This is a genomic window from Citrobacter amalonaticus (assembly GCF_018323885.1).
Classification (GTDB): domain Bacteria; phylum Pseudomonadota; class Gammaproteobacteria; order Enterobacterales; family Enterobacteriaceae; genus Citrobacter_A; species Citrobacter_A amalonaticus.
In genome coordinates, this window is the sequence record NZ_AP024585.1 from 4,098,493 (window position 1) to 4,114,997 (window position 16,505).

A 16,505-nucleotide genomic window follows, 5' to 3' on the forward strand; every position below is an offset into this window, starting at 1 on the left:
GCCATTTGACTATAGACTATCTGTACGATGTTTCCAGCGCGTATAAGTTTATTTACCTTTTCATTACAGTTAATCAGAATCATCTCTGAATCAGGGTGCGGTCCTCAGTATAAGCCTTCGTTTTTCGCAGGATTTGTGCGCCCGTCCGCAAACTGGCATCACTCTTGCGGGAAAAAGCATCATTCGCACATATGATTAAAAATCAGACCTAAGTGGTCGGATCACCTGCAAACAATAAGAAGGAAACACCATGACCTTACGTAAGATTCTCGCGCTGGCGTGCCTGTTAGCGCCAATGATGGCCTCCGCGCATAGCTTCGAAACGGGCCAGCGCGTCCCGCCGGTAGGGATTGCGGATCGCGGCGAATTGATTCTTGAAAATGATAAGTTCAGCTATAAAAGCTGGAACAGCGCACAGTTGCCCGGGAAGGTGCGAATCCTTCAGCACATCGCCGGACGCACCTCTGCGAAAGAAAAAAATGCAACGCTGATTGAAGCGATCAAAGCAGCAAAACTGCCCCATGACGTTTACCAGACCACGACGATCGTCAACACTGACGACGCGATTCCTGGCTCCGGTATGTTTGTGCGCAGCAGCCTCGAGAGCAATAAGAAGCTCTACCCGTGGTCGCAGTTTATTGTCGACAGCAACGGCGTGGCCCGTAAAGCCTGGCAACTGGATGAAGAGAGCTCTGCTATCGCGGTGCTTGATAAAGACGGTCGCGTACAGTGGGCAAAAGACGGCGCGCTAACCCAGGAAGAGGTGCAGCAGGTGATTACCCTGCTGCATAAGTTACTCAATAAATAGAGACCCGAAAGCCGGGGTTGAGGAACGACTCACGCGGGGTGTAGTCCAGCGGTTTACCCTGCCAGTCGTGAACGTGCGCCCCGGCTGCCGCCGCGACAGCATGGCCCGCAGCGGTGTCCCAGACGTTGGTCGGTCCAAAGCGCGGGTACAGTTGCGCCTGTCCCTCCGCGACCAGGCAGAACTTCAGCGACGAACCAATCGACGTCGTCTGGTGCTCGCCCAGCTGTTGTAAATATTCTTTCAGTTCGTTGTCTGCGTGGGAGCGGCTAATCACCACCAGCGGCGGACGCGCGTCACGGACCTGAATTTGCTTGCGCACATTGCACTCTTCTTTCCAGGCTTTGCCGTCCGCCGCGCTGTACATCACTTTCATCACCGGCGCGTAGACCACGCCCAGTACCGGTTTGCCCTTCTCGATAAGCGCAATATTTACGGTAAACTCGCCGTTGCGTTTGATGAACTCTTTGGTGCCATCCAGCGGATCGACTAACCAGTAGCGCTGCCAGTGCCGACGCACGTCCCAGGCTGGCGGGTCCTCTTCGGAGAGCACTGGAATATCTGGCGTCAATTGCGTCAACCCTTCAAGAATCACCGCGTGCGCCGCGATATCGGCCGCTGTCACCGGGGAGTCGTCCGGCTTGCTGGTAATCTCCATCGGTTTGACTCCATCATAAACCTGCATAATGGCATCGCCCGCGTTCCGTGCAAGCTGGCATACGTGTTCTAACATTCTCCACCTCATTTGTGGCAGTGCTCTTAACTCATTGTTTTACTTATACCCGATCAAAAGCGAATCCGCCAACTGTGATAGTGTCTGCGGTTTTGCTTGCTAAACTGATGCATGCTTCACAGTTCTGTAAGCAAGAAGATATAAATACATTTTTTACTGTGTTTCAGATCTTAAAAGGATGCCCTCTGATGATTAAGTTTAGTGCAACGCTTCTGGCCACGCTGATCGCGGCCAGCGTGAATGCCGCGACCGTTGATCTACGGATAATGGAAACCACTGATTTGCATAGCAACATGATGGATTTCGATTATTACAAAGATACCGCAACCGAAAAATTCGGACTGGTACGCACCGCAAGCCTGATTAACGCCGCGCGCGATGAAGCCAAAAACAGCGTGCTGGTCGACAATGGCGATCTGATTCAGGGCAGTCCGCTGGGCGATTATATGGCGGCAAAGGGACTGAAAAAAGGCGAGATCCATCCGGTCTACAAAGCGCTGAATACACTGGATTACGCGGTTGGTAACCTCGGTAACCATGAGTTCAACTACGGGCTGGAATATCTGCAAAAAGCGCTGGCAGGCGCGTCATTCCCTTACGTTAACGCCAATATCATCGACGTTAAGACCAAAAAGCCGTTGTTTACCCCTTATCTTATTAAAGAGACGGATGTCGTCGATCAGGAAGGCCATAAGCAGACGCTGAAAATCGGCTATATCGGGTTTGTCCCTCCGCAGATCATGACCTGGGATAAAGCGAACCTGAGCGGCAAAGTGACGGTTAACGACATTACCGAAACCGCACGTCGCTATGTCCCAGAAATGCGTGAAAAAGGGGCCGATGTGGTGGTGGTGATCGCGCATTCAGGACTCTCTGCTGACCCGTACCAGAGCATGGCCGAGAACTCGGTTTATTATCTCAGTGAAGTGCCCGGCGTGGATGCCATTATGTTTGGTCATGCCCACGCGGTCTTCCCCGGTAAAGACTTTGCCAACATCAAAGGCGCGGATATCGCAAAAGGGACGCTGAACGGCGTGCCGGCGGTGATGCCAGGCATGTGGGGCGATCATCTGGGCGTGGTGGATCTGGTGCTCAATAACGACAGCGGCAAATGGCAGGTAACGCAGGCCAAAGCCGAAGCGCGCCCCATTTACGACACCGCTGCGAAGAAATCACTCGCTGCCGAAGACAGCAAACTGGCGGAGATTCTGAAAGCCGACCACGACGCGACGCGCGAATTTGTCAGCCAGCCGATCGGCAAATCCGCAGATAGCATGTACAGCTATCTGGCGCTGGTGCAGGACGATCCGACCGTTCAGGTGGTCAATAACGCACAGAAAGCCTATGTCGAACATTTCATTCAGGGCGATCCGGATCTGGCGAAACTGCCGGTGCTTTCCGCCGCCGCTCCGTTTAAAGTTGGCGGACGCAAGAACGATCCGGCCAGTTTTGTCGAAGTCGAAAAAGGCCCGTTGACCTTCCGCAATGCCGCTGACCTTTACCTGTACCCGAATACCCTGGTGGTCGTTAAAGCCAGTGGTAAAGAGGTGAAAGAGTGGCTGGAGTGCTCAGCCGGACAGTTTAATCAGATTGATATCACCAGCAGCAAACCGCAGTCGCTCATCAACTGGGATGGGTTTCGTACCTATAACTTCGATGTGATCGACGGCGTGGAATACCAGATTGATGTCTCACAGCCCGCACGCTATGACGGTGAATGCCAGACGGTAAATCCGTCCGCAGAAAGGATTAAAAATCTGACCTTCAACGGCAAGCCGATTGACCCAAATGCCACTTTCCTGGTCGCTACCAATAACTATCGCGCCTATGGCGGTAAGTTTGCCGGAACCGGCGACAACCATATTGCCTTTGCGTCACCGGATGAGAATCGCTCGGTGCTGGCGGCATGGATTGGCGCGGAATCTCAACGCGTCGGGGAAATTCATCCGGCGGCCGATAACAACTGGCGTCTGGCGCCGATTCACAGTGAGAAAAAACTGGATATCCGCTTCGAAACCTCGCCGGGGGATAAAGCCGCCGCGTTTATCAAAGAGGAAGGCCAGTACCCGATGCAAAAAGTGGCGACCGATGAGATCGGTTTCGCAATTTATCAGATGGATTTAAGCAAGTAACGTTAATGCCGGATGACATCCCGCCATCCGGCAACGTTTTACGCCGCCCGTTCTTCCCGTTGTGCTAGCACCTGCGGCAAATTCAGCTCAATCCAGTCCGCCAGCGCGGCGACTTTATCACTGACCTGCTCGCCCAGCGGAGTCAAACTGTATTCCACGTGCGGCGGCACGACCGGATACGAAACCCGGTTGATAAACCCATCCTGCTCCAGCGCCTGCAACGACTGCGCCAGCATCTTCTCGCTCACGCCGCCCATTTTACGCCGCAAATCGCTGAAGCGATGTGTGCCGTCACGTAGCGCCACCAGGATCAAGACGCCCCAGCGACTGGTCACATGCTTTAACACCTCACGCGACGGACACTGCTCGGCGAACAAATTGCCGTCGCGCAGTTGTTGAGAAAGAGTCGATGCACTCATCTTTATACTTACCTTTTTGTACGTACTTACTAAAAGTAAGCTTAAGTGCTAGCTTTATAAAACACAAGCGACACATTAAGGAGTCACCTCATGATTGCTATTACCGGCGCGACGGGCCAACTGGGCCAACACGTTATTGAGAACCTACTGAAAACCGTTCCTGCCAGCCAGATTGTGGCCATCGTTCGCAACCCGGCGAAGGCCACCGCGTTAAGCCAACAGGGAATCACCGTACGTCAGGCGGATTACAGTGACGAAGCGGCATTTACCCAGGCGTTACAGGGTGTGGACAAGCTGCTGTTGATCTCCTCCAGCGAAGTCGGCCAACGTGCCGTTCAGCACCGTAACGTGATTAATGCGGCAAAGGCGGCGAAAGTGAAATTTATCGCCTACACCAGCCTGTTGCATGCCGACCGCTCTCCCCTCGCTTTGCACGTTGAACACGTCGATACCGAGAAGATGCTGGCTGACTCCGGTATTGCCTACGCGCTGTTGCGTAACGGCTGGTATACCGAAAACTATCTCGCCAGCGCCCCTGCTGCGCTGGAGCATGGCGTATTTATCGGTGCGGCGGGCGAGGGCAGAATTGCCAGTGCAACGCGTGCGGATTACGCCGCTGCCGCCGCACAGGTCATCAGCACCGAAGGCCATGCCGGGAAAGTGTATGAACTGGCGGGTGATGAATCCTGGACACTAAGCCAGTTGGCCGCAGAACTGAGTAAACAGAGTGGCAAACCTGTCGTTTATCAGAACATGAGCGAAGCCGATTTCGCCGCCGTGCTGAAAGGGGTCGGTTTGCCAGCAGGACTGGCGGAGATGCTGGCCGATTCAGACATCGGGGCATCCAAAGGCGGTCTGTTCGATGACAGCCACACGCTGAGCAAGCTGATTGGTCGTCCGACCACGTCGCTGGCCGAAAGCGTCAACGGTATTCTGTAAGTGTTAAAAATCGGTTAATTATGGTGGCATCCCCGCGCATCCTCTCTGATAATGACAGGACGATGCGTGGGGAGAGACAACGTGCAAGGTGTACCCGAGCAGTTTAGCGATGAAAAAGACAGCGCCCGCTTTCGCCATCTGGCGCAGGTGCCGGGCGTTGAGTTGTATCACGCCCATATTTCACGCTACGCCTTTGAGCCACACACCCACGAAGCGTTCGGCATTGGCGCGATAGAAGCCGGTGCCGAGCGCTTTCGCTATCGTGGCACGCAGTACGTTGCCCCAGCCCACTCGGTCGTGACGATGAATCCGGATGAGCTGCATACCGGCGAGGCCGAAACCGCCGACGGTTGGCGTTACCGGATGATCTATCTGGAGCCCGATCTGCTGGAAGAGGTGACCGGCATTCGTCACTGGTGGTTTCACGACGTCACACGTCACGATCCGCGCCGCTCCCGTCAGATTTGTTCGCTGATCCACGGACTGTGGCACACCGACGATCCTTTAGCGCAAAAAGGATTGTTGCTGGATCTGATCGACACCTTCCAGCCGCTGGCTCGTCATGCCCCGGCGCCACGGGAAGGCGCGCATCGCTTTGAGCGCGTGCGCGACTATTTACATGACAACTACATGCGGCCGGTCACCCTCGATGAACTGGCGCGCGTTGCCTCGCTTAGCCCCTGGCACTTTCAACGTCAGTTCAAAGCCCATTTCCACGTGACGCCGCACCAGATGCTGATGGCGATCCGTCTGTGGCGGGCAAAAGATTTTCTGACTCTCGGTATGCCCGCTGCGGACGTTGCCGCCGCGACCGGCCTGACCGATCAATCCCATCTCACCCGCGCCTTTACCCATCGCTACGGCATCACTCCCGTGCGCTATCAAAAGCAGGTTTATTCGCGCTAATGCGCAAGCTCATACAATACGCGCCCCGGTTCCCTGCCTACACTTTGCGTCATGTTTAACGATGTGGATGTAAAGCATGATTAGCGGTGTGTTGTACGCCCTGCTGGCAGGGTTGATGTGGGGACTGATTTTTGTCGGACCGTTGATCGTGCCGGAATATCCGGCGGTGCTGCAGTCGATGGGGCGTTATCTGGCATTAGGCTTGATTGCCCTGCCGCTGGCATGGCTCGGACGTGTGCGCCTGCGGCAGCTTTCGGCGAAAGACTGGCTGACCGCGCTGGCGCTGACCATGATGGGCAACCTGATTTATTACGTCTGCCTTGCCAGCGCCATTCAGCGCACCGGCGCACCGGTCTCAACGATGATCATCGGCACGCTGCCGGTCGTCATTCCGGTATTTGCCAACCTGCTGTACAGCCAGCGCGATGGCAGGCTCTCCTGGCTACGGCTGGCCCCAGCACTGCTGCTGATAGGCATCGGATTGCTGTGCGTGAACATTGCGGAACTCAACCAGGGCTTGCCTGATTTTAGCGGCTGGCGCTACGGTTCTGGCATCGCGTTGGCGCTGGTATCAGTGGTGTGCTGGGCCTGGTATGCGCTGCGTAATGCCCGCTGGCTGCGGGAGAACCCGGAAAAACACCCGATGATGTGGGCGACGGCGCAGGCGCTGGTAACCCTGCCCGTTTCGCTGCTGGGCTACCTCGTCGCCTGCTTCTGGCTGCATGGGAAAATGCCCGACTTCGCCCTGCCGTTCGGCCCGCGCCCTGCGGTGTTTGTAGGCCTAATGGTGGCGATTGCGGTGCTGTGCTCATGGGTAGGCGCGCTGTGCTGGAACATTGCCAGCCAGCGATTACCGACGGTGATCCTCGGCCCATTGATCGTGTTCGAAACGCTGGCGGGTTTGCTCTACACCTTCATCTTGCGCCAGACCCTTCCCCCTGTGCTGACGCTCAGCGGTATCGCTTTGCTGGTTATCGGCGTGGTGGTGGCAGTCAGAGCAAAACCGGAAAAACCACGCGTCATTCCGCTTTCAGAGCCAGGCCGTTAATCCGTCCCCCCCCCTCGAAAGGGTTATAGCGCTCGATTAAAGGTGCATTTAAAATGCACCTTATATTATTGAGAATGAGGTAATGGCTATGGCTTATCGCGATCAACCTTTAGGTGAACTGGCGCTCTCTATCCCTCGCGCGTCGGCCCTGTTTCGTAAGTACGATATGGATTACTGCTGCGGCGGTAAGCAGACGCTGGCGCGTGCTGCCGCCCGTAAAGAGCTGGACGTTGATGCTATCGAAGCGCAACTGGCACAACTGGCAGAACAACCGATCGATAAAGACTGGCGTACCGCGCCGCTGGTCGAAATTATCGACCACATCATCGTGCGTTATCACGACAGACACCGCGAGCAACTGCCGGAACTGATCCTGCAAGCCACCAAAGTTGAACGCGTTCATGCTGATAAGCCCAACGTACCAAAAGGTCTGGCGAAGTATCTGACCATGCTGCATCAGGAGCTTTCAAGCCACATGATGAAAGAGGAGCAGATACTGTTCCCGATGATCAAACAGGGCATGGGTAGCCAGGCGATGGGGCCGATCAGCGTCATGGAAAGTGAGCATGATGAAGCGGGGGAACTGCTGGAAGTGATTAAACATACCACCCAGAACGTGACGATCCCGCCAGAAGCGTGCACCACCTGGAAAGCGATGTACAACGGCATCAATGAGATGATTGATGATCTGATGGAACACATCAGTCTGGAAAATAATGTGTTGTTCCCGCGCGCCCTCGCAGGCGAATAAAAAAGGCGCCCGAGAGCGCCCTGATTCATGTAATTGCAGAGCCGCGTCGCGGCTCTTTTTTTAACGAACGCCTGCCATCCGCTTCTTACCAATCAGCCACCAGCCCAGACCCAGCGCAATGAACCACAGCGGCGTGACGAGCAGCGCCTGACGGGTATCATCTTCTAGCGTCAGCAGTACCAGCACGAAGACGAAGAACGCCATGCACACCCAGCACATCAGCTTGCCAAGCGGCATTTTGTAGATTGACTTCTCATGCAGATGTGGACGCTGTTTGCGATACACCAGGTATGAGCACAGGATGATAGTCCAGACGAACATAAACAAGATCGCCGACACTGTCGTGATCATGGTGAACGCGCCAATCACGCTTGGGTTGACATACAGCATCACGACTCCGCCCAGCAGGCAGATACAGGAGAAGGTCAGCCCTTTCGCCGGAACCGCGCGTTTAGACAGCTTAGCGAATGCTTTCGGCGCCACGCCTTCCTGCGCCAGACCAAACAGCATACGGCTGGTAGAGAACACGCCACTGTTTGCAGAGGAAGCAGCGGACGTCAGGACCACGAAGTTAATCACGCTCGCAGCGGCAGGCAGACCCACCAGCACGAACAACTCAACGAACGGACTCTTATCCGGCACCACTGAACTCCACGGCGTTACGGACATGATGACGATCAGCGCAAAGACGTAAAACATGATGATACGAATCGGAATCGAGTTAATGGCGCGCGGCAGCGATTTCTCCGGATCTTTCGTTTCCGCCGCCGTCGTCCCGACCAGTTCGATCCCGACAAAGGCGAACACGGCTATCTGGAAACCGGCAAAGAAGCCGCTAATGCCTTTCGGGAACCAGCCGCCATCATTCCACAGGTGAGCAAACGACGCTTCCACACCGGTTGGCGACTGGAAGTGCATGGCAATCATCACCAGGCCGACGATAATCAGCGACACGATAGCGACGATTTTGATCATCGCGAACCAGAACTCCATCTCACCGAACATTTTCACGGTGGCAAGGTTAAGGCTCAGCAGCAGGATCACTACCGCCAGCGAGGCGACCCAGTCGGAAAGACCGGGGAACCAGAACTGCGCGTAGGCCGTAATAGCGACGACATCCGCCATCCCGGTCACCACCCAACAGAACCAGTAGGTCCAGCCGGTGAAATAACCTGCCCACGGTCCCAGCAGATCCGAAGCAAAGTCGCTAAAAGATTTGTATTCCAGATTCGAGAGCAGCAATTCTCCCATTGCGCGCATCACGAAAAAAAGCATAAAACCAATGATCATATAAACAAAAATGATCGACGGCCCGGCGAGACTGATCGTTTTACCCGACCCCATAAACAGGCCCGTACCAATGGCACCGCCGATGGCGATAAGCTGAATATGTCGGTTTGTAAGATTGCGCCGTAGCGACTGTTCAGTCGGAGCCTGTTCGTCGGCGGCGACTTTTACCTGATCTACCATATTTTATTCTTCCTGTACCTGTCTGTGTTGTGCGGGCTCTGCGGCCTTTAATGCGTCTGTTGTGCATCTATGATACGACGATCCTGTTTTCAGGACTTATCGATATTAGGTAAGAATCGGCGGGATGAATACTAAGATTTAGATATTATGTTAATTATATGTTTAAAGTGAGTGTCATATCACTCTGGTAACGCGAATTAGCTCACAAAAATACACGCAACTGATGCATTTGCAAGATAAAACTCCGATACCCGGCAATCGAGCAGCGTTATTGCGCATTTTTCGTCCCCCTCCGGCGTGGAGGGGGAACAGAAGTGACTAGTTACAGAATTTCCAGCAGTTCGACGTCAAACACCAGGGTGCTGAATGGCGGGATCGACGCACCGGCGCCACGTTCGCCGTAAGCCAGTTCCTGAGGAATGGTCAGTTCCCATTTAGAGCCAACCGGCATCAGGGTCAGCGCTTCAATCCAGCCAGGAATCACGCCGTTTACCGGGAATTCAGCCGGTTCGCCGCGCGCAACAGAGCTGTCAAAGACGGTACCGTCGATCAGTTTACCGGTGTAGTGCACACGAACGCGGTCAGTACGAGCCGGGATAGCGCCTTCGCCCTGAGTCAGGACGCGGAATTGCAGACCAGATTCCGTGCTGTTCACACCGTCTTTCTCACGGTTTTCTTCCAGATATTTCACGCCATCTGCGGCCATCGCCTGGAAGCGTTCGCGACGTACGGCATCCGCACGTTCATGGATCTCGCGCAGCGCGCGGTGTACCACATCAACCGGCACGGCTGGCTGCTTGCCTTCCAGCGCGTCAGCAATACCGGCAACCAGCGCTTCAGGCAACAGCCCTTCCAGTCCGGATTCGCTCAGTTGCTGTCCTACCTGCAAACCAATGCCGTAGCTTGCTTGCGCTTCGATAGTGTCAAAAGTCGGGGTTGCCATCGTATTTCCTTTCATCGGATATAAAAAAGTAGCGGGCAGCATAACAGCCAGGCTTCTCCCGGTAAAATGTTGTCTCGGGGTGGATGACAAATCACGACGAAAAAGAAACAATAGGGATATCCCCCTGTATATGTGCCAAAAACGGGGAATATCACGAACATCATAGCGTTAGCTGTCTATACTCTATGATTGAGGAACGAGACGCGGAGCAGGAGGAAAGCCATGCCCGGGCGCTTTGAATTAAAACCAACCCTGGCGAAAATCTGGCATGCACCGGACAATTTTCGCATTATGGATCCGCTTCCGTCTATGCATCGCCGCGGCATTATCATTGCAGCGATTGTGCTGGTCGTCGGTTTCCTTCTCCCCTCAAGCGACACGAACGATACGCCAGCGGTAACCCGTAACGCGCAACTGGATCTCCAGTCGCAGTCTCAACCCCCGACGGAAGCGCAGCTTCAGGCCCAGCTTGTGGCCCCGCAAAACGATCCAGGCCAGGTCGCTCCCGTTGCGCCGGAACCCATTCAGGAAGGGCAACCGGAAGAGCAACCTCAGTCACAGCAACCGCAAACCCAGCCTTTCCAGCAGGATAGCGGCATTGAGCAGCAATGGCGCTCCTATCGCGTAGAGCCCGGTAAAACCATGGCACAACTGTTCCGCGACCACGGACTGCCACCTACAGATGTTTATGCGATGGCGCAGGTTGAAGGTGCGGGGAAACCGCTAAGCACTCTCCAGAGCGGGCAGATGGTGCAAATTCGCCAGAACGCGAATGGCGTGGTGACCGGACTGACTATCGACACCGGCAACAATCAGCAGGTACTGTTTACTCGTCAACCTGACGGCAGCTTTATCCGCGTACGTTAATTCATCATGCCGGGGTCTGCCAGGTCTGATAAGCGTAGCGCCATCAGGCACATCAGCGCCGTGCCGGATGGCGGCTTGCCCTTATCCGGCCTACCACGGCATTGGCGGCGTTACCGCTTCACCTTATTAACCCACCAGATCCCCGAGCACACCAGAACCAGCGCAATCGCGTATTTCCACTCCAGGATATTCTCACCGAGAAAAATCGCGGACAGCACCGCGCCGGAGACCGGGATCAGGAAGTTAAACGGTGCAATCATCCCCACACGGTTATACTTAAGCAAAATACTCCACAGCGCGAACGCCACTGAAGAGAGCAACGTCAGGTAACCGAGAATCGCCACCGATGCGAGACCGTGAACCGCCAGTGTGCCGCCAAAGACATAACCACCGATCACCAACACCAGCCCGCCAATCCCTAACTGATACCCCGTCATCACGGTTGGATCGACCGTCTGAGAGAGTCGCTTACCGTAAAGTGTCGCGGCGGAGAGAATAAATGCCGCCAGCACAATTGAGCCATCGCCCGCCAGGGTAAAATTAAAATCCAGCAGCCCGCTGTTGAAGTTCACCACCATCACGCCGGTAAAACCGAGAATGCATCCCAGCGTTTTGTTGTAACTCAGTTTGTCGTTCTGATAGATGAAGTGCGCCAACAGCACGCTGAAGAAGGTGCCCGTGGCATTCATGATCGATCCCTTCACGCCGGTAGTGAACGCCAGACCGATGTAAAAGAAGATGTATTGCAGCGAGGTCTGCGTCACTCCCAGCAGCGTCAATTGCCCGAACTGCCGGGAACTCAGGCGGCCAATCGGCTTACGCTGCGCTATCGCCAGCAAGAGTAACAGCAGACCTGCGAACAGGAAGCGGTAACCAGCGAAAACAATTTTGGACGGAATATCGTCAGCGGCGATCTGGAAGATCTCATAACCGCTCTTTATGGCCGGATAGGCGCTGCCCCAGAGCAGACAACAAAACGCCGCGCTCAGCCAGACAACATTTTTACGCGCAAACAAAGGTTGCGGGTGCGGAGTATCCATTCATCACCAGATTGAAATTATGTTTTATTTTTAATGATTATCCCGAAAAGGACAAAGAATAGCCAGAGCGAAAAATGAGGGGAGCAGAAAAGCAAAACGCCGACACAAGGTCGGCGTTTCTTACGACGTTATCAGAATAAAAACTTATTCTGCAACAACGTTAATGGTCAGCTTAGCGAATACTTCGCTGTGAACCTGGAAGTCCACTTCGTGCTCACCAGTGGTACGCAGAACGCCGTTCGGCAGACGAACTTCGCTCTTAGCCACTTCAACGCCAGCTGCAGTTACAGCATCAGCGATGTCGCGGGTACCGATGGAACCGAACAGTTTACCTTCGTCGCCTGCTTTAGACGTGATGGTAACGGTTTCCAGTGCGTTGATTTTCTCTGCGCGTGCATTTGCAGCAGCCAGAACGTCAGCCAGTTTAGCTTCCAGTTCAGCGCGACGTGCTTCGAAGTATTCAACGTTTTTCTTGGTAGCAGGAACAGCTTTACCCTGTGGTACCAGGAAGTTACGAGCATAGCCCGCTTTAACGTTAACCTGATCACCCAGGCTACCCAGGTTTGCTACTTTATCAAGCAGAATAACTTGCATTACCTTATCCTCTCAAAGTCGTATTAATGGACCGTGACCGATTACTGATGACGATCAGTGTACGGCAGCAGAGACAGGTAGCGAGCGCGTTTGATAGCGCGAGCCAGCTGACGCTGGTATTTTGCACGGGTACCGGTGATACGGCTTGGGACAATCTTACCGCTTTCGGTGATGTAGTTTTTCAGCGTAGCGATATCTTTATAGTCGATCTCTTGAACGCCTTCCGCGGTGAAACGGCAGAACTTGCGACGACGGAAATAACGTGCCATATGGCTAGTCTCCAGAATCTATCAATTCAATCTGCTCGGCATGCAGAACCATTTTGCTCAGGCCGTTCTTTGCCTTGTGGCAAGAGATGAACCCCTGAACGGTCACTGCGCTACCGACCGTTATACTGTGAGTAATGGCCTGGTTTTCGTGTCCGCTAACAATCACGGGCATTTGGCACCACGCCTGCCGGTGAAATCCGGCTTCCTCCTGCACAGAACGATGCTCAAGCACGAACTGGCAGTGCGGAATTCCTGATGGACTGACCTTTCGAAGGGGGGTCCTGCACACGGTGCCGGACAACACCAGACGGTTGGTCATCAGAAATTACTCTTCAGAATCCCCAGCTTCAGCATCATCTGCGGTTTCGTTTGCGAAATCATCGCGACGCTCACGGCGCTCGTCTTTCGCTTTAACCATCGGAGATGCTTCGGTAACAGCGTGCTTAGTACGCATTACCATGCTGCGGATAACGGCGTCGTTGAAGCGGAAAGTTGTTTCCAGCTCATCGATCACTTCCTGCGGTGCTTCAACGTTCAGCAGAACGTAGTGAGCTTTGTGCAGTTTGTTGATCGGGTAAGCCAGCTGACGGCGGCCCCAGTCTTCCAGACGGTGGATCTTGCCTTCTGCACCAGTGATGGCAGCAGAGTAACGCTCGATCATACCCGGAACCTGTTCGCTCTGGTCAGGATGGACCATAAAAACGATTTCGTAATGACGCATCGAATTGCTCCTTACGGATTATTCAGCCTCCTGTCTGGGTCAGCCGCGGCCCATGGAGGCAAGGAACGTGTTAAAGGTCGGCTGAAAAATTGACGCGTCATAATACTGGTGTCAGGCCGCAAACTCAAGGTGATTCCAGGAATATTTGTCAGGACGCCCTTAATACATATCCAATAGCATTTTGCCGCTGATGCAGATAGAGACAATCACGATCATCGGCCTGATCACTTTCTTGCCGCGCGTGAGGACTACCGTCGCCCCCAGGCGTGCGCCAAGCGCCTGCCCGGCGAACATCACCAGTCCCAGCGACCAGATCATTTTGCCACCGAAAATGAAGAACAGAATAGAGGCGATGTTGGACGCAAGATTAATGAAATTAGAGTGAATTTGCGCTTTATCGATGCTGTATCCCCACAGCAGGATGTAGCACAGGGTATAAAAGGAACCGGCCCCGGCGCCGAGGAATCCATCATAGAAACCAACGCACCCTCCCCCTATCAGGGAAAAGAGAAACAGTGACACCTGCTGCTTCTTTTTTGGTTCAGTGAGATTGGGGGCAAAAATAAAGTACAGCGCTACCGCGATGATGAGTACCGGTAACAGTTTTTTCAGCAGTTCCGGTTCAATGAACTGGATAAGCGTCGTCCCCAGAGCCGCTCCCACAAACGCGGATAAAAAGACATACTTATGCTGCTGGATGTTGATATGTCCGCGACGCAGAAAGTAGATCCCCGACGTCAATGAACTGCCCAGCGCCTGAATCTTATTGGTCGCCAGCGCATTGGCTGGCGGCAATCCTGAGAGCAATAGCGCTCCAATCGATAAAAACCCACCGCCGCCTGAAACTACATTAATAAAACCCGCTATCAGCGCCACCATAAACATAATGGCGAAGTAGCTGAAATTCATGAATGAAATATCCATATCTTTTTGCCTTATTATCATAAAGTTAGCTTTATGTTTCGGCTCACTATAAGCGGCGATGGCCGACAGTGATATTGACGATTCGGTAAGTGTTCTTGTCAGAAAAACAGGTATTTTTCGCCACAGCAAAACGGGCTAGCCGATTGTTTACATTCAGAAAGAACGGATCGCGGTAATTTTTTGAACAACTGCATCAGAAATGGTCGCTATCGACCGACAAAGTAGCGATTAAAATTAAATCAGACGTTATCGACTAACAGGAGAAATCGCTAATCAGAGTCAGCTGTCGAGGAGGTAGGTATGCGAATCCGTTTTGTCACCCTTCTGGCGGGACTGTTGCTCAGTGCAAATACATTCGCCGCCATTGAAATAGACCACCAGCAAGCCCGAAACATGGATGATGTGCAGAGCTTAGGCGTCATTTACATCAATCATAACTTCGCCACTGAAAGTGATGCAGAAAGGGCCCTGAATGAAGAGACCGATGCGCAGGGCGCAACGTACTACCACGTGATCCTGATGCGGGAACCCGGTAGTAACGGCAACATCCACGCCAGCGCGGATATTTATCGCTAGCACCAGGAAAGTCCAACGAAAAGAAAGCCATAGCTTGACTTGCCCCCTGTTCAGGGGGCTTTTTTTTGCATGATGACGTATGGCTAGCTAGCGCCTGCGTCAGAGATGCTGACGGAAAAACGACACCGTTGCGGCCAGGGCTTCGGGCGTAATGCGATGGCGTACGCCTGCTTGCCACTGACAGGTCAAATTGTGGTCCAGGCCGGCCTGAATCATTGCCTGCTGTAAACGGAAACTTTCCGCCGCTGGCACCACATCATCGTCCTGGCCATGCCATAACAGCAGCGGTCTGTCGGCCAGTCGGGCGAGCTGCTGCGACACATCCCACTTCGCCAACGGCGCAATGATATGCGTGAATTCCTCCTGACGGGCGGGCGTGTCCAGGGCACAAGGGGGAAACAGCGTTCGCGCCAGACGGGTGAAATAACCCGAGCCCATCAGGCTGGCGGCACATTTGACCTCCGGATGCTGAGTCATGATCCCCAGCGCAGTCATTGCCCCCATCGATGCGCCGCCAACCGCAAGACGTTCCTCCAGCAGCCAGTTTTCTGCACGCAGTGCCGCACGTAACGCCGTAAACTCCTGCATGCTCTGCTGCAAAATCTGCCAGAAGTGGCCCATTCTCGCCTGTTCGTCACCATTGAAACGCGCCCCATGTCCGGCGGCGTCTGGCATAATGACCCGAAATCCGGCCTGCGCCAGCGCCACGGCAAAATAGCTGTAGACCAGGCTGGAAGAGGTAAACCCGTGGTAGAAAACAATACACGGCAAAAGTGTACTGCGTTGCCCCGAAGGAAAGGCGTGAAGCAGATGATGTTCCGCCAGTTGACATGTTTCAATTTCAATCATTTGCACCTCTTTTGGCGCGGGTATGCTATAGGTCACATTATTAAACAAGGTGACGTATTCAACAACGATTCATAATGTTGAGAACTGGATTACGCTTTCACGACATTTTCATTCGAAAATCGCGCGGAAGGTAACATTTTGGGAACATTCCCCCAAAGGGAAATTAATAAGGCACTACACTATGGCTATCAGGAAACGAGATAGAGTGATGCGTCGGTTTACCTCTTTGATGTTGGTGATGCTGTTAAGTGGATGTAGCATTCTTCAGGGAACGCCACAGCCAGCACCGCCCGTCGCCGATCATCCGCAGGAAATTCGTCGCGACCAGACACAAGGGTTGCAGCGAATGGGAACCGTGACCTCTCTGGTCAGAGGCTCTCCGGATGATGCAGTTGATGAAGTCAGAGCGAAAGCCGCCGCAGTGAAAGCCGATTATTACGTTATTGTCATGGTTGATGAAACTATCGTGACGGGTCAGTGGTACTCACAGGCCGTCTTATATCGTAAATAATCATTGAT

At 53.8% G+C, this 16,505-nt stretch carries 20 protein-coding genes; 9 read left to right on the top strand and 11 right to left on the bottom strand.

Annotated elements, in window-relative coordinates:
* The first annotated feature begins 250 nt into the window (after positions 1 to 250).
* Positions 251 to 808, top strand: coding sequence for a YtfJ family protein (locus KI228_RS19380; RefSeq protein WP_042999203.1), 558 nt, complete (start codon positions 251 to 253; stop codon positions 806 to 808).
* Here the strand turns inward: KI228_RS19380 and cysQ are convergent.
* On the bottom strand, positions 798 to 1,538 hold the full coding sequence (cysQ, locus tag KI228_RS19385) for a 3'(2'),5'-bisphosphate nucleotidase CysQ (RefSeq protein WP_042999202.1): 741 nt from the start codon (positions 1,536 to 1,538) through the stop codon (positions 798 to 800). The two genes, KI228_RS19380 and cysQ, sit on opposite strands and share 11 nt — an antisense overlap.
* Before the next feature lie 188 nt (positions 1,539 to 1,726).
* Between cysQ and cpdB the strand changes: the two genes are divergently transcribed.
* Positions 1,727 to 3,670 carry a 2',3'-cyclic-nucleotide 2'-phosphodiesterase gene (cpdB, locus tag KI228_RS19390; RefSeq protein ID WP_061069561.1) on the top strand — a complete coding sequence of 648 codons (1,944 nt, stop codon included), beginning with the start codon at positions 1,727 to 1,729 and terminating at the stop codon, positions 3,668 to 3,670.
* Between the two features lie 38 nt (positions 3,671 to 3,708).
* On the opposite strand, the gene KI228_RS19395 is transcribed toward cpdB, so the two are convergent.
* Positions 3,709 to 4,089 (bottom strand): winged helix-turn-helix transcriptional regulator, encoded by a 381-nt coding sequence (locus KI228_RS19395; protein WP_042321550.1) that lies wholly within the window; start codon positions 4,087 to 4,089, stop codon positions 3,709 to 3,711.
* 90 nt (positions 4,090 to 4,179) lie between these two features.
* Here KI228_RS19395 and KI228_RS19400 point away from each other — a divergent pair, with 90 nt between their 5' ends.
* The 4 genes from KI228_RS19400 to ytfE all read left to right on the top strand — a co-directional run bounded on the left by KI228_RS19400 (position 4,180) and on the right by ytfE (position 7,733).
* A complete protein-coding gene (locus KI228_RS19400; protein WP_141227659.1) occupies positions 4,180 to 5,028 on the top strand; it encodes an SDR family oxidoreductase in 849 nt (282 codons plus the stop codon).
* Positions 5,029 to 5,109: 81 nt separating this feature from the next.
* Positions 5,110 to 5,934 (top strand): AraC family transcriptional regulator, encoded by an 825-nt coding sequence (locus KI228_RS19405; protein WP_061069559.1) that lies wholly within the window; start codon positions 5,110 to 5,112, stop codon positions 5,932 to 5,934.
* A 76-nt stretch (positions 5,935 to 6,010) separates the two neighbouring features.
* The gene (locus tag KI228_RS19410; RefSeq protein ID WP_042999198.1) at positions 6,011 to 6,982 is read left to right on the top strand and encodes a DMT family transporter; all 972 of its coding nucleotides are present in this window, start codon (positions 6,011 to 6,013) and stop codon (positions 6,980 to 6,982) included.
* A gap of 88 nt (positions 6,983 to 7,070) precedes the next feature.
* A complete protein-coding gene (ytfE, locus tag KI228_RS19415; RefSeq protein ID WP_042999197.1) occupies positions 7,071 to 7,733 on the top strand; it encodes an iron-sulfur cluster repair protein YtfE in 663 nt (220 codons plus the stop codon).
* A 60-nt stretch (positions 7,734 to 7,793) separates the two neighbouring features.
* Here ytfE and cycA read toward each other — a convergent pair whose 3' ends face one another.
* Both cycA and bamJ read right to left on the bottom strand, forming a co-directional pair.
* Positions 7,794 to 9,203 (bottom strand): D-serine/D-alanine/glycine transporter, encoded by a 1,410-nt coding sequence (cycA, locus tag KI228_RS19420; RefSeq protein WP_042999196.1) that lies wholly within the window; start codon positions 9,201 to 9,203, stop codon positions 7,794 to 7,796.
* 322 nt (positions 9,204 to 9,525) lie between these two features.
* Complete coding sequence (bamJ, locus tag KI228_RS19425) at positions 9,526 to 10,146, bottom strand: BamJ family beta-barrel-assembly machinery protein (RefSeq protein ID WP_042999195.1); 621 nt, start codon at positions 10,144 to 10,146, stop codon at positions 9,526 to 9,528.
* A gap of 222 nt (positions 10,147 to 10,368) precedes the next feature.
* Between bamJ and KI228_RS19430 the strand changes: the two genes are divergently transcribed.
* Positions 10,369 to 11,013 (top strand): OapA family protein, encoded by a 645-nt coding sequence (locus KI228_RS19430; RefSeq protein ID WP_042999194.1) that lies wholly within the window; start codon positions 10,369 to 10,371, stop codon positions 11,011 to 11,013.
* Positions 11,014 to 11,123: 110 nt separating this feature from the next.
* Here KI228_RS19430 and KI228_RS19435 read toward each other — a convergent pair whose 3' ends face one another.
* From KI228_RS19435 to KI228_RS19460, 6 genes are all read right to left on the bottom strand, one after another.
* The gene (locus KI228_RS19435) at positions 11,124 to 12,053 is read right to left on the bottom strand and encodes a DMT family transporter (RefSeq protein WP_042999193.1); all 930 of its coding nucleotides are present in this window, start codon (positions 12,051 to 12,053) and stop codon (positions 11,124 to 11,126) included.
* A 144-nt stretch (positions 12,054 to 12,197) separates the two neighbouring features.
* On the bottom strand, positions 12,198 to 12,647 hold the full coding sequence (rplI, locus tag KI228_RS19440) for a 50S ribosomal protein L9 (protein WP_042999192.1): 450 nt from the start codon (positions 12,645 to 12,647) through the stop codon (positions 12,198 to 12,200).
* A gap of 41 nt (positions 12,648 to 12,688) precedes the next feature.
* Positions 12,689 to 12,916, bottom strand: coding sequence for a 30S ribosomal protein S18 (gene rpsR, locus KI228_RS19445; protein ID WP_000135199.1), 228 nt, complete (start codon positions 12,914 to 12,916; stop codon positions 12,689 to 12,691).
* 4 nt (positions 12,917 to 12,920) lie between these two features.
* Positions 12,921 to 13,235, bottom strand: coding sequence for a primosomal replication protein N (gene priB, locus KI228_RS19450; RefSeq protein WP_042321531.1), 315 nt, complete (start codon positions 13,233 to 13,235; stop codon positions 12,921 to 12,923).
* A 6-nt stretch (positions 13,236 to 13,241) separates the two neighbouring features.
* A complete protein-coding gene (gene rpsF / locus KI228_RS19455; RefSeq protein ID WP_042321529.1) occupies positions 13,242 to 13,637 on the bottom strand; it encodes a 30S ribosomal protein S6 in 396 nt (131 codons plus the stop codon).
* Between the two features lie 159 nt (positions 13,638 to 13,796).
* Entirely contained in the window at positions 13,797 to 14,561 is a 765-nt protein-coding gene (locus tag KI228_RS19460; RefSeq protein WP_061069558.1) for a TSUP family transporter, read from the bottom strand.
* A gap of 300 nt (positions 14,562 to 14,861) precedes the next feature.
* On the opposite strand from KI228_RS19460, the gene yjfY reads away from it, so the two are divergent.
* Positions 14,862 to 15,137 (top strand): DUF1471 family protein YjfY, encoded by a 276-nt coding sequence (gene yjfY, locus KI228_RS19465; RefSeq protein WP_044257220.1) that lies wholly within the window; start codon positions 14,862 to 14,864, stop codon positions 15,135 to 15,137.
* A gap of 99 nt (positions 15,138 to 15,236) precedes the next feature.
* Here the strand turns inward: yjfY and yjfP are convergent, their stop codons facing one another.
* Positions 15,237 to 15,986, bottom strand: coding sequence for an esterase (gene yjfP / locus KI228_RS19470; protein ID WP_061069557.1), 750 nt, complete (start codon positions 15,984 to 15,986; stop codon positions 15,237 to 15,239).
* A 181-nt stretch (positions 15,987 to 16,167) separates the two neighbouring features.
* Here yjfP and bsmA point away from each other — a divergent pair, with 181 nt between their 5' ends.
* Positions 16,168 to 16,497, top strand: coding sequence for a biofilm peroxide resistance protein BsmA (gene bsmA, locus KI228_RS19475; protein WP_061069556.1), 330 nt, complete (start codon positions 16,168 to 16,170; stop codon positions 16,495 to 16,497).
* The last annotated feature ends 8 nt before the right edge of the window (positions 16,498 to 16,505 follow it).

Excerpts from the sequence above, each read along its gene's own strand:
- KI228_RS19400 (WP_141227659.1), top strand. The coding sequence starts at position 4,180 with ATGATTGCTATTACCGGCGCGACGGGCCAACTGGGCCAACACGTTATT.
- cpdB (WP_061069561.1), top strand. The coding sequence starts at position 1,727 with ATGATTAAGTTTAGTGCAACGCTTCTGGCCACGCTGATCGCGGCCAGC.
- KI228_RS19395 (WP_042321550.1), bottom strand. The coding sequence starts at position 4,089 with ATGAGTGCATCGACTCTTTCTCAACAACTGCGCGACGGCAATTTGTTC.
- KI228_RS19380 (WP_042999203.1), top strand. The coding sequence starts at position 251 with ATGACCTTACGTAAGATTCTCGCGCTGGCGTGCCTGTTAGCGCCAATG.
- KI228_RS19435 (WP_042999193.1), bottom strand. The coding sequence starts at position 12,053 with ATGGATACTCCGCACCCGCAACCTTTGTTTGCGCGTAAAAATGTTGTC.
- bamJ (WP_042999195.1), bottom strand. The coding sequence starts at position 10,146 with ATGGCAACCCCGACTTTTGACACTATCGAAGCGCAAGCAAGCTACGGC.
- priB (WP_042321531.1), bottom strand. The coding sequence starts at position 13,235 with ATGACCAACCGTCTGGTGTTGTCCGGCACCGTGTGCAGGACCCCCCTT.
- yjfY (WP_044257220.1), top strand. The coding sequence starts at position 14,862 with ATGCGAATCCGTTTTGTCACCCTTCTGGCGGGACTGTTGCTCAGTGCA.
- rpsR (WP_000135199.1), bottom strand. The coding sequence starts at position 12,916 with ATGGCACGTTATTTCCGTCGTCGCAAGTTCTGCCGTTTCACCGCGGAA.
- KI228_RS19410 (WP_042999198.1), top strand. The coding sequence starts at position 6,011 with ATGATTAGCGGTGTGTTGTACGCCCTGCTGGCAGGGTTGATGTGGGGA.
- cycA (WP_042999196.1), bottom strand. The coding sequence starts at position 9,203 with ATGGTAGATCAGGTAAAAGTCGCCGCCGACGAACAGGCTCCGACTGAA.
- bsmA (WP_061069556.1), top strand. The coding sequence starts at position 16,168 with ATGGCTATCAGGAAACGAGATAGAGTGATGCGTCGGTTTACCTCTTTG.
- rplI (WP_042999192.1), bottom strand. The coding sequence starts at position 12,647 with ATGCAAGTTATTCTGCTTGATAAAGTAGCAAACCTGGGTAGCCTGGGT.
- cysQ (WP_042999202.1), bottom strand. The coding sequence starts at position 1,538 with ATGTTAGAACACGTATGCCAGCTTGCACGGAACGCGGGCGATGCCATT.
- ytfE (WP_042999197.1), top strand. The coding sequence starts at position 7,071 with ATGGCTTATCGCGATCAACCTTTAGGTGAACTGGCGCTCTCTATCCCT.
- yjfP (WP_061069557.1), bottom strand. The coding sequence starts at position 15,986 with ATGATTGAAATTGAAACATGTCAACTGGCGGAACATCATCTGCTTCAC.
- KI228_RS19460 (WP_061069558.1), bottom strand. The coding sequence starts at position 14,561 with ATGGATATTTCATTCATGAATTTCAGCTACTTCGCCATTATGTTTATG.
- KI228_RS19430 (WP_042999194.1), top strand. The coding sequence starts at position 10,369 with ATGCCCGGGCGCTTTGAATTAAAACCAACCCTGGCGAAAATCTGGCAT.
- rpsF (WP_042321529.1), bottom strand. The coding sequence starts at position 13,637 with ATGCGTCATTACGAAATCGTTTTTATGGTCCATCCTGACCAGAGCGAA.